The organism is Lacibacter sediminis (assembly GCF_014168535.1).
Lineage (GTDB): Bacteria > Bacteroidota > Bacteroidia > Chitinophagales > Chitinophagaceae > Lacibacter > Lacibacter sediminis.
This window is the reverse complement of the sequence record NZ_CP060007.1, coordinates 3,925,808-3,941,106: the sequence shown is the minus strand read 5'-3', so window position 1 is coordinate 3,941,106 and position 15,299 is coordinate 3,925,808. Positions and strand designations below refer to the sequence as shown.

The 15,299-nt window shown below is 39.6% G+C and carries 8 protein-coding genes; 5 read left to right on the top strand and 3 right to left on the bottom strand.

Annotated features, from left to right (window positions below; all coding sequences use genetic code 11):
- Positions 1-10 precede the first annotated feature (10 nt).
- From H4075_RS16700 to H4075_RS16680, 5 genes are all read left to right on the top strand, one after another.
- The gene (locus H4075_RS16700) at positions 11-1,792 is read left to right on the top strand and encodes a RagB/SusD family nutrient uptake outer membrane protein (RefSeq protein WP_182801967.1); all 1,782 of its coding nucleotides are present in this window, start codon (positions 11-13) and stop codon (positions 1,790-1,792) included.
- Positions 1,793-1,991: 199 nt separating this feature from the next.
- Positions 1,992-3,554 (top strand): sulfatase family protein, encoded by a 1,563-nt coding sequence (locus H4075_RS16695; protein ID WP_182801966.1) that lies wholly within the window; start codon positions 1,992-1,994, stop codon positions 3,552-3,554.
- 330 nt (positions 3,555-3,884) lie between these two features.
- On the top strand, positions 3,885-6,749 hold the full coding sequence (locus H4075_RS16690; RefSeq protein WP_182801965.1) for a glycoside hydrolase family 2 protein: 2,865 nt from the start codon (positions 3,885-3,887) through the stop codon (positions 6,747-6,749).
- Between the two features lie 4 nt (positions 6,750-6,753).
- Positions 6,754-7,959 (top strand): hypothetical protein, encoded by a 1,206-nt coding sequence (locus H4075_RS16685; protein WP_182801964.1) that lies wholly within the window; start codon positions 6,754-6,756, stop codon positions 7,957-7,959.
- A 138-nt stretch (positions 7,960-8,097) separates the two neighbouring features.
- Positions 8,098-8,940 (top strand): alpha/beta hydrolase, encoded by an 843-nt coding sequence (locus H4075_RS16680; protein WP_182801963.1) that lies wholly within the window; start codon positions 8,098-8,100, stop codon positions 8,938-8,940.
- 86 nt (positions 8,941-9,026) lie between these two features.
- Here H4075_RS16680 and H4075_RS16675 read toward each other — a convergent pair whose 3' ends face one another.
- The 3 genes from H4075_RS16675 to H4075_RS16665 form a co-directional block, all read right to left on the bottom strand.
- Complete coding sequence (locus H4075_RS16675) at positions 9,027-10,688, bottom strand: sulfatase-like hydrolase/transferase (RefSeq protein ID WP_182801962.1); 1,662 nt, start codon at positions 10,686-10,688, stop codon at positions 9,027-9,029.
- A gap of 167 nt (positions 10,689-10,855) precedes the next feature.
- Entirely contained in the window at positions 10,856-12,226 is a 1,371-nt protein-coding gene (locus tag H4075_RS16670; RefSeq protein ID WP_182801961.1) for a hypothetical protein, read from the bottom strand.
- A 312-nt stretch (positions 12,227-12,538) separates the two neighbouring features.
- Entirely contained in the window at positions 12,539-15,211 is a 2,673-nt protein-coding gene (locus H4075_RS16665; RefSeq protein ID WP_182801960.1) for an N-6 DNA methylase, read from the bottom strand.
- Between the last annotated feature and the right edge of the window lie 88 nt (positions 15,212-15,299).

The window sequence follows — 15,299 nt, the reverse complement described above, 5'->3', positions numbered from 1 at the left end:
ATAAAAGTTTATGAGAAATATAATCATTGCTTTCATTATAACAGGACTGGTAGGTTGTACCAAAGTATTAGATATACAACCGCTCGACATGATTGCTGAAACAGCGGTTTTTAAAGATAAAAATCTGATAGAAGCAAACCTGCTTAGTTTATACGACCGTACTAAATTCCAGGAACTGGGTAACCAGGAAAATTTCAGAATGGGTTTATTAGCAGGACCGGGTGGCGAATGCAGGGCTTTCGGCGATTGGCAGGATCCTTACATTGCTTCGATTAAAATTTACGATAACACAGGTTCAGGTTTACTCGATTACTGGGCTTACACCGCCATCAGGCAAATCAATGAATTTATCAACGGTGTGAATGGCTCATCATTTGAGCAATCGTATAAAGATCAGAAAATAAGTGAAGCCCGCTTTCTGCGTGGGTTTATCTATCATCAAATGGTGAAACGTTTTGGTGGTGTGCCCATTATTACAAAAGTTCAAAGTTTATCTGACCCCCAATCAGAATTATATCCCGTTCGAAACAAAGAAGCAGAGGTGTATGATTTCATTGGTAAAGAAATGGACGAGATAGCGGCATTGTTACCGGCTTCGTATCCGGGTAACGATTATGGCAGACCCACAAAATTTGCTGCACTTGCATTAAAGAGCAGGGCGATGCTTTATGCAGGCAGTATTGCAAGATTTGGTACAGTAGCACTGGATGGAGTAGTAGGTATTCCCGCCAGCGAAGCAGATAAATATTTTACTGCTGCGATGGATGCGTCAAAAGCAATTATGGATAATCCTGCATTTAGTTTGTATAACAAGGTGTCTACTGATCCGGTTAAAAATTTCACGCAGTTGTTTACAGATGAAAACAATAATCCGGAAGTGATCTTTGGCGTTAAATGGGATGCAACACTCAACAAAGGACATTCCTGGGATGCATTGTGTACACCCGCTGGTTTTACATCGGGTTGGAACTCGAACTTTAATGTGTTCCTTGAATTTATGGATCTGTTCGATTACCAGGACGGAAGATCTGGCGTGATGAACCGCACATTGCTTACAAATACAAGGTTGCATGATATCGATTCATTGTTTGGAAAGCGTGATCCCCGTTTCAGGGCATCAACTTTTTATCCTGAATGTATCTGGCAAGGCAAGAAAGTGTTTTTCCATTCTGCTACCCGATACAGAAATGCAAGTGGCCAGGTGGTTACAAATACCAGTGAAACATTCCTTATTCCGAATTCTGTATCAGCACAATTCCCCGATGGTTTTTATGCGAAAGCACCCAACCGCAATACGCAAAAAACAGGTGTGCATGTACGTAAGCGTTGCGATGAAGCACTTACGCCTGCAGCAAGCGGACAATCAAGCACCGATTTTATTGTATTCAGATTGGGTGAAATTTTGCTCAACTATGCAGAAGCAGCTTTTTATCTGAATAAAAATACCGAAGCGCTTACTGCTATAAACCGGATCAGAACAAGAGCTGCCATGCCACTTCGCACAGCCTTAACCGAAGCCAACATCCGTCAGGAAAGACAAGTGGAACTGGCTTTTGAAGAGCATAGATATTGGGATTTACGCAGATGGCGCATTGCAGAACAGGAGTTGAACGGAAAGCGTTTACAAGGCTTGAACTATGTGTATGATTTTGATGCAAAAAAATATATCATCACGTTAAAAAATGCAGAAGGTACTGCAAGGGTATTTCAACCACGTCATTACTACTTACCATTGGGTATCGACAGAATTGCCGACAATCCAAGTTTGGTTGAAAATCCGTTATACAATTAATGCTTATTCCTAAAGTTGAATCATCGATTAACAGGTTCGTCCTCGCAGTAAGAATTAATGGTTGGAAATATTGTAGCTGATGATTTATATAAAGGTGCTTAAATGTTTATTTAAGCACCTTTATTACTACTTGAAAATAGTTTACAGCTTTTAATCTGAAAAAATCATTCAGGTATAAAGGCCTTGAAAAAATTATTGTATGCAAAATCAGAAGAAGAAAAACAGTAGCCGCAAAGCAATATTAATTGCTGTGTTTTCCATTGCAGTTACACTTGCGTTCGGGTTTGATCGTGAGCAGGACACGAAGCCGCCAAAGCCCATGAATGTTATTTTCATTTTAACCGATGATCATCGGTTCGATTTTATGGGTTTCACCGGAAAAGTTCCCTGGCTCGAAACACCGGCGATGGATCAGTTAGCAAAGCAGGGCGTGTGGGTACGTAACGCAACAGTAACTACTGCACTTTGTTCTCCATCACGTGCATCCATTCTTACAGGGCAGTATGCACACACGCATAAAGTGGTTGATAATTTTTCGCCACTGCCTGATAATTTAAATTTCTTTCCGGAGTATTTACAGAAGGCAGGATACCGCACTGCATTCTTCGGCAAATGGCATATGGGGCATGCTGGTGATGATCCGCAAAAAGGATTCAATCATTGGGAAAGTTTCAGAGGGCAGGGTGTGTATTACAATCCGTTGCTCAACATCAATGGTCAGCGGGTACAATACAAAGACAGTACATACATTACTGATCTGTTAACCGAACATGCAACTACATGGATGAGTCAGCAACCGAAGAATAAACCATTCTTCATGTATGTATCGCATAAAGGAGTGCATGATGAATTTATGCCTGCACCACGTCATCGTAATAAGTACCATGGGAAGCCCATCAATTATCCTTCTACCATCAACTTAACAGCAACAGAAAAGAGTAAGCTGCATGGTGATGTTTGCAAAAGTCCGATTGCTGCGATGGTAAAAAACGATACGAATTACAACGTAAAAGATATTCCGCAATGGGTGTGGGCACAGCGTAACAGCTGGCATGGTGTAGATTTTATGTACGATGGCCGTGTGCAGTTCGATGATTTTTATTACCGCTATTGCGAAACATTATTGGCGATTGATGAAAGTATTGCCAGCATTAGAAAATCAGTGGAAGAGTTAGGTATTGCTGAGAATACGATGATCATTTACATGGGCGACAATGGTTTCTTAATGGGTGAACATGGCCTCATCGACAAACGCAATATGTACGAAGAAAGCCAGAAAGTTCCGTTGCTGGTGTATGCACCCGGCATGTCGCACAATGGTAAGCCACTTGAACAGATCATCCAGGGAATTGATATTGCACCAACTGTACTTGAAGTGGCAGGCATTACCAAACCTGCAAATATTCAGGGACAATCGTTCTTGCCATTGCTGCAGGATAAACAAGTAAACTGGCGCAACAAAGCATTTTATGAATACTACTGGGAGTTCTCGTATCCGCAAACTCCAACAACGTTAGGTGTAAGAGAAGGTGCACATAAATTTATATTCTATCCCGGTCTTTGGGATGTATCCGAGTTTTATGATTTGAGTACCGATCCCGAAGAAAAGAAAAATCTGTATCGTCATCCGGCATGGCAACCTGAAATTGCACGCATGCGCAACGAACTATGGAAGTGGCTACAGGAAACCGGTGGATTACAAATTCCGTTAAAGCCCATCACTGAAAAGAGAGGAGATTATGGCACGAAGGGATTGTATTAAAAGCCTGTTTAAAAAATAAAACATCGATTCTTTTGGCAAGCAGTAGGTAGCGTTTGATAGCAACGGCGACGGTCCGCAGTGGTCGGTGGAGACACCGGCCACAGACCGCCAAGAAAGAAATTAAGAACAGTATTTTAAATGGGCTCTCACATCCTTTGTTATTAAACACACAATCGTTGATGCTTTGTCAATCGCATTCGCTGTTTATCAGAAGTACACTTTTTTGCAATTAGATGATGCAAAAGATTTATTCATCCTTTAGATGTACCGTAGGTATCAGCATTGCCATCAGTTGATTATTCTGTAACAAATCGAACCATCCATTTTTTCATGAAACATTCTGCACATAAAAATAGTAGAGCTGCTGTCTTTGTTGTTTTATTGATGTTTTGCCAGAGCGATTTGTTTGCTCAAAAGCAACCCAATTTTGGATTAACAAAAAAACAGCCGGTAGAAACATTACCAAAAGGTAAAGCACCTTTTCAAACTGCAATTGAAAAACCAAGATCGGGAAAAGCAGGAGAGGCAACAGCGATAGGTAATGCAAACTATCGTATTGCCAGCGGATGGGAACTCACAGATGAACTAACAAATCTGTTGGGCAATGCGTCTGTGTTTACTGATGCTATTAACAGCAAAGGCTGGTATGATGCAGTAGTGCCGGGCACAGTATTAACATCGTTAGTAGCAGCAGGAAAATTTCCCGATCCTTATTTTGGTTTGAATAATATGGCCATCACCGATTCTTTGTGCCGCAAAGACTGGTGGTACCGTACAACATTTGAAACACCAAAAAATGAAAATGGAAAAATAGCATGGCTTTGGTTCAACGGCATCAACTACAAAGCACGTGTTTGGTTGAATGGTAAATATCTTGGTGATATCAAAGGCGCATTCGTACGTGGTAAGTTTAATGTAACAGATCATTTAAAAACAAGCGGACGCAATGTGCTACTTGTGCAAATGATACCTCCACCGAATCCTGGAATTCCTGATGAGCAATCAGCATTATCCGGTATGGGAAAGAATGGTGGTGTACATACATTGGATGGCCCCACATTCTTTTCAACAGAAGGATGGGATTGGATACCGGGCATCAGAGACCGTAACATGGGCATCTGGCAGGATGTACAACTTTCTTTCACCGGTAGTGTTACTTCATCCGATCCACAGGTAATTACTGATCTGCCGTTGCCTGATACAACAAGTGCTAATGTTACATTGCGTACAACACTCACCAATCACAGTGCACAGGCACAGGAAGCAACGATTCATTTTTCATTTGAAGGAGTAGCGGTGCAGAAGAAAGTAAAACTGGCACCTGGACAAACATTGCCTGTTACGTTTACGCCTGCAGATGATGCATCACTCAATGTGAAAAATCCACGCCTGTGGTGGCCCAATGGTTATGGCTTACCCAATTTATACAATGCTACCATTAAAGTAACAGATGCAAAAGGGGTGGAAGAGATCAAACAATTTCGTTTTGGTATCAGAGAATATTCCTATGAAATGATGGCCGATACAGAAGAGAAAAAAGCGATCCGCTTTACATACAGTCCAACAGATGTCAAAGCTGATAAGCCCATTATTGATTATGTAAATCGCCGTGCATTTAAAGACAAAATTTTTATACCTACACTACGGAAAGAATTTCCATTGGAAAAGATGGACGTAATACCGAACAGCGATAATCCGTTTTTGGTGATCAAAGTAAATGCTGTTGCAGTGTATTGCAAAGGTGGTAACTGGGGTATTGATGATGCGATGAAGAAAGTGAGTAGAGAAAGCCTGGAGCCTGCATTTCGTTTGCATCGTGAAGCGCATTTCAATATGATCCGTAACTGGACAGGTGAGAGTACAGAGCCTGTGTTCTTTGAATTGGCAGATGAATACGGCATGCTGGTGTGGAATGATTTCTGGCTCAGCACCGAAGGCTTTAATCTTAACCCAAGCGATGATCAATTGTTTTTGGAAAACAGTTTAGACATGATCAGGCGTTACCGCAATCATGCATCAATTGCTATCTGGTGCCCGAGAAATGAAGGCTATGCACCGGTGGGTATTGAAAACGATCTGGCAACACAAGTAGCAAAAGAAGATGGTACTCGTCATTACATTGGCAATTCAAGAGAAATAAATCTGCGGCCCAGTGGTCCATGGCATTTCTTTGTGAACAATAAAGATTACTTCACGAAACAAGGCGATGGTTTCACTACAGAGATCGGTACTTTCTCTGTTCCTGAAGCAAGCTCTATCCGCAAGTTTATTGCACCGGAAGATCAATGGCCGATCAATGATGTATGGCATTACCACGATCTGCATACCAATAATCAAAACCTCGAAGGTTACCTGCGTACCGCAGATAGTTTGTACGGAGCTTCGACCAGTCTGGATGATTTTAACCGTAAGATTCAACTCATCAACTACGATAGTCACCGAGCCATCTTTGAAGCATGGAACAATAAACTCTGGAACAACAGCAGTGGTGTGTTGCTGTGGATGAGTCATCCTGCATGGCCCAGCATGATCTGGCAAACCTATTCATGGGATTTCCAAACGCATGGTTCATTTTACGGTTCTAAAAAAGGATGCGAGCCCTTGCATATTCAAATGAATCTGCACAACAGTCAGGTGATTGCAGTGAATACTTCTTTGCAAAATGTACAGGATGCGATTGCAGTGATGCAGGTATACACGATTGATGGAAAATTAGTACAAAGCAAAAATGCTCCTGTTGATGTTGCAGCAAATGCAAAAGCTGATCTGTTTACTGCAACATTGGATGAAGTAAACCTGCCTGTTAATTATTTGGTACGTCTGGCAATAAAAGATAAAAAAGGAAATGTGTTGGCTGCAAATGAATATTGGAAAGCCAATACAACTACCGGTCATTTTAAAGCGTTCAATGAGTTGCCTGTTGTAACGATTTCAGGTAAAGCAGTGCGTCTTGCAAACGGACAGATCAAAATTGAACTGGAAAATAAAAGCAAACATCCTGCTGTTGGTATCAAACTAGATGCACTGGATAAAGCAGAGCAGATAATACTGCCGGCTTATTTCAGCGACGGATATTTTACATTGCTCCCGGGTGAAAAAAAAATAATCCTGCTTGAAATGGCAGCTGATAAATCAATCGAAAAAATGAAGATCGCCGGTTATAATGTAACGGGCGTTGTATCCATTAAAAAGTAATTACATGAAGAAGTCTGTTATACTATTTGTTTGCGTGTTACTGTTCACTGTTGTACATGGGCAAAAGCTTGTTCCCTATGATAGCATCCTACCAATGGAGCCTTACAATTTTATCTTGGGCACCAACACGATTGGCGGACAGTACCAGTTTACAAACGAATCAAGATTGCTGGAACAGGCAAAGCATGTACGGGGTATGGGATCGAACATTTTGAAAATTTCGTTGGGTGCCAATTCACCGAAAAGTTATGCATTAACCATCCATCAAAAACCATCAACTACCTTGGAGTTATTCAACGCTTCACCCGAATACAAGAAAGTAGTTGACATGGATTTCAAATACGTTTTTATCTGGGTGCACACCATCACCGGTATCAATTGGAAGAAAGGCATTAACCCCGAACAGGAGAAACGTTTGTACGATGAGATGTTTGATTTTGTTACTTACCTGTTGAAGACTTACAACAACTCCGGTAAAACATTTTTAATTGGCAACTGGGAAGGCGATTGGCTCTTATTGCCTGATTACAACAGAACAGCTGCTCCGCCTGCGGAACATATTCAGAACATGACGAAGTGGTTTCAGATAAGACAAAAAGCAATTGATGATGCAAAGAAAGCAACTGCATCAAAAAATGTACAGCTCTATCATTACATCGAAGTAAATCTCGTATTGAAAGGCATGAAGGGTGAGCCTTGTATTGCCAGCAGCATTTTGCCGCATGTGAATGTGGATTTGGTTTCGTACAGCAGTTATGAAGCAATCAAGAACAGAACGTACAGTGAAAAGAAAGAACAGTTGAACAGCATCTTCAACTACCTGGAAAAACAACTGCAGCCGAAAGAAGGACTGCCGTTTTCACGCAGGGTGTATATTGGTGAATACGGCTACCATGCGAATAGTAAGAATCCGGAATCATTCACGAAGCAGTACAATGAAACAAAGGAGATCATGAAGATTTCACTTGAGTTGAATTTGCCGTTTGCATTGCATTGGCAGATGTATAACAATGAGTATGAAACTAACGGCGAATCAAAACAAATGTCGCTTATTAACGAGCAGGGCGAACGGATGCCGTTGTATCATCTGCATCAAAAATATTACCGGCAGATGAATCGCTTTTTGCTCAACTATAAAGCAAGCAACAACGCTGCACTTTCTGCAGATGTATTCCGCAAAAAAGCATTGGAAGTGTTGGATGGGCTGTAAAGCAGCAGCCTATGTTTATCTCTCTTTGCATCAGCGTGCTGATAGGATGGTTCATCTGCCGGTAAATTGCTGCAAACGAATTAATGTTGGCTAAGTATTACAAAGTAGAAATGTTACCAATTAATAACTAAGTACATCATGTATCGAAATCTGATTTTACTCCTGTTGATTTCAATTGCTGCTTATACAAACGGCAATTCTCAGGATAGAATATTGTACAAAGAAGTTGATACCACTAAATTATTTATGGAAGTATATCAGCCGGGTAATATCGATCCGGCAAAAAAATATCCGGCCATTGTTTTCTTTTTTGGGGGAGGATGGGTTGAGGGTTCAATGAAACAGTTTGAGCCGCAGGCTAAATATTTTTCACAACGGGGAATGATCTGTTTTTTGGTTGATTACAGGATTAGAAATAAACATCAAACTTCACCTTTCGAGTCGTTAAAAGATGCAAAGTCAGCAATCAGATTTATCAGGGAGTATGCAAACAGGTTTCATATTGATACATCAAAAATTGTTGCATCGGGAGGTTCGGCAGGAGGCCATTTAGCAGCGGCAACAGCACTGATAGTTGATTACAATGAAAGCACCGACAATTTATCCATAAGCTGTGTTCCAAATGCTTTAGCGCTTTTTAATCCTGTGATCGATAATGGACCTGGAGGTTATGGTTATGAACGAATAGGCAAAGCTTACCAAGCCTTTTCACCAATGCACAACATAAAAAAGGGTGCACCCCCAACGATTTTATTTTTAGGCACAAACGATAATTTAATACCCGTGCAAACAGCAAAGAATTATCAGGGAGCAATGGAAAAGGTAAACAGTCGTTGTGAGCTTCATTTATACGAGGGACAGCCGCATGGATTCTTCAATTATAAAAATTTTGAATACTACAAGAAAACAGTTTCGAAGTTTGATGAATTTTTGCAATCACTTGGATTTATAGAACAAAAGGAACAATTAAAAATTGAATAGATGTATTTTTTTGTACGCTGTGGTTTTACAGAATTCCGGTATGTTCTTTTATATTTTTAATCTTGCGGCTTGTTGATTGCATCAGTCTATCCCTCAAAGGAAGAAATAGCAGATGTTTTGTAGCCTATTCTGACAGCTCTTGCAGCAATCTTTCTATACGATGTAATTGGTAATGGGCCATTGTATATTCTCCATCGTTTGCTACCTATTTCATCGTCTATCTGATATCCAATCGTTGCGCCTTGGGTAATACAGGTAAGCAATAATTTATTTCCTGTTTTTTCAAAATCTACTTTTTTTGTTTCAGGTTGTATCATACCAGGCCACATCATATTTACCAGGTCGTATTCTGGTATAAAACCAAGATCTCCAATCTCACCTTGCCATGCACTTAAAGCGCTACGCATCTCACTTAATTTTGATTGATGATTGGGCAGGTATGCAAGATTATGAATCTCATAAGGATCACTTGCTAAATCGTACAGTTCTTCTTCCGGTTTTGTTGGCATAAAAATATACAAAGCGCCTCCTGTTAATTGCCCCTGTTGATTCATTTCTATTAATTTTCGAGTCATGTCGATCTGTTCACGGTATGTGTTGCGATAGATCAATGGGAGCTCTGGGCGGAAATTTCTGATGTAGACAAATCTGCCATCGATTACAGAGCGACTCATATCTGCTGCTTCATCAAATCGATCTGCTGAGCCAAAGGTATACCGATGGGGATCTTTATTTTTGAACGGACCCAAAAAAGCTTTCCCGTGCATATATGTGGGAGGAGTAATTCCTGCCAGGGATAAAGTTGTTGGACCCAAATCCATAAGAGAAACAATTTCGCTGACTTTAGTACCAGCCATGGTTCCATTCGGTAGCCGAACAATTAATGGCACTCTGAGTCCTGAATTTCCTACCGCCCGTTTTTGCCGTAACAACGGGCCTCCATGATCAGACCAGAAAAAAATGATTGTTTTATCCAACAGTTTTTCATTTCTTAATTCATCCAGGAGTTTCCCAATCTGCTGATCCAGTTCTATAATATTTGAATATACACGACCTACGTCCTGTCGCACTTCCGGTATATCAGGAAAGTAAGACGGAATTTTTAGGTTTTGAAGATCGGCCAGCATGGGATCTTTTTTCTTCATGAATACCTTTGATTCGTGGGTGATTTCAAAGTTGAAAACTGCAAAAAAAGGTTGTCCCTTGTCCCTGTTCTTATAGTGAGCATTTTTCCCAATTTCATCCCAGGCAGTAAATGGTGGGTTGAATTGATAATCAGTTTTAATAGCATTGCTGGTGAAATAACCCGCAAGCCGCAAATATTCTGTAAATACTTTCACGTGGGGCGGGGGTACTGCTGCATACTCAGGTACATTTCTTCCACGAATGTCTTTTAAAGATCTATAAGTCTTGTATGTCTCTTCTTCAGGTTCTCTGTATGCATAATGCGGACCTGTACGCATATTATGTGTGCCAATACTAACGGGATACATACCTGTTATAATAGAGCTCCTGCTTGGTGCACACACACCTGCCGTGGCAAACGCATTTGTAAAAGTGATACCCTCTTTGGCCAACCAATCAATCGTTGGGGTTTTGACTGTTTTGTCCCCGTATGCTTCAAGCAATGGACTAATATCTTCAACCGATATCCAAAGGATATTTGGTCTTTCAATTTTTTGTGCAAAAAGAACTGAATGATCAATTAGAAGGATAAAAAAAAGTAGGAGTGTAACTTTTATTTTCATTTGCAATTAGTTTAGTAAATGCTTGATCCTTTTTGTAAGCCCGGGGTCTCACAAAGTGGCCACCGGGATTTATATATTTTTATACGTTTTAACTGCGGCGGTAGGTTACACCAAACGCCGGGCCAACGGAAAACCGCCAAATACTTGTTGGGGCAGTGCTGCTATCGTCATTCTGTTATCCATTGAAAACCGTTCTTCATTAATCTGAAATCTTCCGGTTTAATTGTTTGTTTTTTGGCGGTCATGAAAACAGAATCGTTTTTAATTTTCCCTTTTAACCAAAGTGTAGTCGAATCAATAAAACCGAATTGAAAACGACTTTTTATTTGTCGTGCTACGAAAATGGAATCCATATCCACATTCATCGTTTCCCGGAAACCCAGCTCATTGCAAATTTCCTGATCTTTTTTCGCTAACTCGTTTCTGTCTCCATACACGAACATTTCTTTTTTATCAACAGACACATCGATGTAAGCGATACTGTCAGCTTTCAGACGAATGCGCTCCCGTGCACCTCCCAGTATAAACTGGTTCCACCGTAATGGGTTCTCAGTTGATAAGCTGTCCTTATTCATCACAAATGTTTCAACGGCATACACACCGGATAAACCAGATTGGCTTTTGTTTATTTCTCTGGCAACTTTTCTTTGTTGATAGCCGATGTAATCCTTAACCGAAAAAAGCAGAAAGTAACCGATCAACAGCAGTTTGAGTGCTGCTTTTGAAATAGTCATCCATCGTTTTTTAAACACCGGTGCTTTAATAACAGCAAGAGCTGTTGCTTCACCCGTAAAGAAAAACCGGAACAAACTGTTTAGCTGAGGAATCAAAAGAAACAAGGTCATTACAAACAAAGCTGTTGGATACATCTTTGCATGCACATTATAATTGTAATTGACCGCCATTACATTGGCAAGCGTAAATAGGGTGAGGATGGATCCGAAGGTCATTGTTCGGCGGAACAACAGGAGCAAGGCAGCACTTTCGGCAATACCCATAAAAATATTGTAGCCATACGAATACCCGAAAAATGCCCAGGCCAAATTCATGGGCGACAGATTTCCAACAGGCTCTGACAACAGATAAAGACCGAGGTCTGGAAATTGCAGTTTAAAAAATTTCTCCAATGCAAAAAGAAATAACGTGAATGCCAGGTAATAACGTATGATGGTGGTGAGCCAATAATAAAGCGTATCATAGTTGGTACGTTTCCGGTCCAATGCCGTCCAGATGATGGTTCCAAAAAGTGCTGCCATTAACATGATGAAATAAAGCAGATAGGCATAGGTTCTGTCGTTATGTTGTCCGTCGTACGGAGAAATGATCGTGTAGGAAATATGGAACAGATTCTTTCCTGTTTGGTTAATGATGGCGTCTAAAAATTCAGCGAGACCTGCCTCGTAGTAAACATAGGAGAAAACAGGATTTACAGACCAGTCGAGTAAAACAATAAACAGAATGAAAAAAATAAAGGCAAAACGAAAGCCTGTCTTTCTGTAACTATTCCACGGTAAAGGTTCAGCAGATAAATTTCCCATAGCAATTGTTTTTGGTGATTCATTTTTTGCCTACCCGGTGTCGCACTTCCATCTATGACTTTCGTTATACGGGCTGTTGTTCATCAGCCATGCAATGAATGAACAAGATAATAAATGGAAGGTGAATTTTATAGTGATGAGTGATTCGTGGAGATACGAAGAACGACGGCATCTCTAGTTGTTTGTCTTATTGCAAGTGTTCAATTTGTTTTTCAAACTCCCCGATACAATCTGGGCAGAATCAATAAGAATCAAGTGATCGGCTGAGGCGGAACACTTGCGCTGGTGAGGTCGATTTAAAATCAGTTTGCATTATTTTGGAGGCTTAAATGCAGCAATGACGTCAAGTGCTTGCGTGTTATTCAGATTAAATGAATTCTCCAGGGTGAATACGCTTTCTTCTGCCGTCCTCTGAGCAAGTTTTTTTGCTTCTTCTGCTTTGTCAATAAGTCCTAGTATTTTCTTTTCTAGTTGTCCGTCAGGATATGGAATTGATATGTTTTTTATTAAGTCCCACTTCATTCTTGTCCTATTAGCTCCAGTAGAGCCTAATAAAATGTCTGAACGTATTTCGGGGGACCTTAGAATAATTTGTACAATGTTTGGATGAAATCCCTTTTTTGTTCTAAGTATTGTGTACTCATTTGAAACAACACAGCCATCTAATTCCAATGGAACAACAGCCATACTTCCATAACTAGCAGCAATGTTAGAAATCACTAAATCTCCGCTACGAACACGGTATAATTTCGAATATGTTGTATCAGATGCAACGATTTCTTCTCCAGCCTCTGCTAAACCTGAATAACGAACCAAAAGCAGTGTGACAAAATCATCGCAATCCTTTGTGAAAATTATATCATCATCGGAAAACTTCTTTTCTTCAAGCACCTCTTGTATAGGAAAAATATTATAGCCTTTTCGTTTCCATAAACTAACGCTTCGTCCTATTTTCATGAGGCAGTTTTTGACATCCATTCTGTCTTCAATTCTCGAAGCGTCAACAATATATTTAGAGTTACCGTTACCATTTTGAAACTTCTCGTACTCATCCACGAGTACCTGAATCTCTTCTCGTGCTTTTTCTCGGTTCATAGCATCAATAGGTAGAGTTCTTTGTCTCGCAGAATCATCTACACCAACAAACTTGCATGGATACATGAATACAGGAGGTTGTTCTTGTTGCTCTGTTGTCCTCTTCTCTGCGATTAAATATGAGGTTTTAACTCTTGCTTTTGAACGCTGAAATGCATCTCCGGGCATTGATATAACTGCCTTAATTAAAAATCTTGACCTGATATAATTTCGAAACCATCCGTAGTCTTTACCACTTAGAATCCCGTCATCAATGATAGTCACTAATTTTCCTCCGGGTTTTAGAATGTCATAGTAGCGCTCAATGAAGAGTAGACTTGATTTTATTGAATTTCTTAAAACGCCTCCTTCTCCTTTGCCAATCTCATAGGAGCCAAGTATTCGTTTTTCATTTTCGGTTTCTCGTTCATAAACTTTTGCAAAAGGCGGATTTGTTAATACAATATCAACAAGGTTTTGGTCTTGAAGTATCGATCTTAATTGCCTTTTCTCCATCACCAATTCATTACTGTCAGTATCAAATTCAAGTAATTCTTTATCGAGTGCATCAGTATGGAAGATTCTGGTTCCACCATCTCCATGTAAGTACATATTTAGTCTCGCAACTCTTGATAGATTAGGTCCACTGCTAATATCTATTCCAATTAGATTATTATTAGCAATAGATTTCTTAACTAAATCTTTATCGGAATTTGAAAGATTAGTTTTTTCGTCAACCTTCTTCCACATGTCAGCTAAGACATCAATTAAAAAGCCCCCTGTTCCACAACAAGCGTCCATTATTGTGTCAGTATGTGCTATCCCATGTTTATTGGAAAGAACTTTTATTTGGCACAATTTAACTCCAAGTTTAACTACACTTCGTGGTGTAAAGTATTGACCTAGGTCTTTCCCTCGCATTGTTGCATTTAGGAAAGTTTCAAAGAGTCTTCCATTCAAGTCAGCATCAATGCCGAAGAGGTAAATCGATTCTAGTTTCTTAACAACGCCTAAAATTGTTTCTTCCTTCAACCTTATATGGTCTTCCTTTTCAAATATCCTTTTACGTTCTCCTTTGGCAATTTCTCGTTCCATTTCATTTATAAATTGTTGAAATTGGATGTTGTCAATAGGATTTACAGTGTTGCCTTTTTGAGATTGTATCCAATGGGTAGAAAATTTTACTTTTTTGGCGGGAATTTCGAAGTAATCCTCAGCTAAAACACCGGGAAACTCTTCTTTTATTTTTCTATCAGAAAGGAGTTTTAAAGAAATTAGCTTAACAAATTCTGAAAAGGCCTCAGATTGACTTATGTTATCTTTTCGATAAATATGCTGATGACACCAACTAAAGGCTTGATTAACTTCGGAAAGATTATTCTTCGTAAATTTTATGATGTCACCCGAATAGCCTTCCGTATTCTTTCCTAAATTAGATTTAGCGAGTAATTTAGATAACTTTTTAAAATTTGTGTTCGAATCTTCGAAATCACTGAAATCAAGTTTTAAGAATGGATTATTCTCATCCCAATTATATACCCAAAACTCAAGGCCATTTGTTAGAATAAAAAACTTAACAGGATTGCTACCTCTATATTCTCCATTTATCAAGCGAGTATATGCAGCTGGTTGCCAAAAGTGATTTTTTAGGTTTTCTGTTGGGGCTTTGACTTCAATGATTGTTACTATTTTTGTACCAAGCTTAATTGCAAAATCTGGCCTATATCTTTCATAACCACTTCCACGCATTCCTCCAACAGTTAATTGTGACAATGCATTTTTTGGTCTAATATCCGAATCTGAAAATCCAAAATCTTCTAGCAGCCTTCTAACAAATACTTGCTCAATGTCAGCTTCATTGTGAAAATCATTTTGGCTGCAATACTTGTTTTTAACTTTAGCTTTTGCCATCTAATTAACTTTTTTGATTTAGGCTTTGTTTATTTCTGTAGGTGCTTCGCTGAGTCACTTATTGCCAAATATAGCTGTTCCGATACAA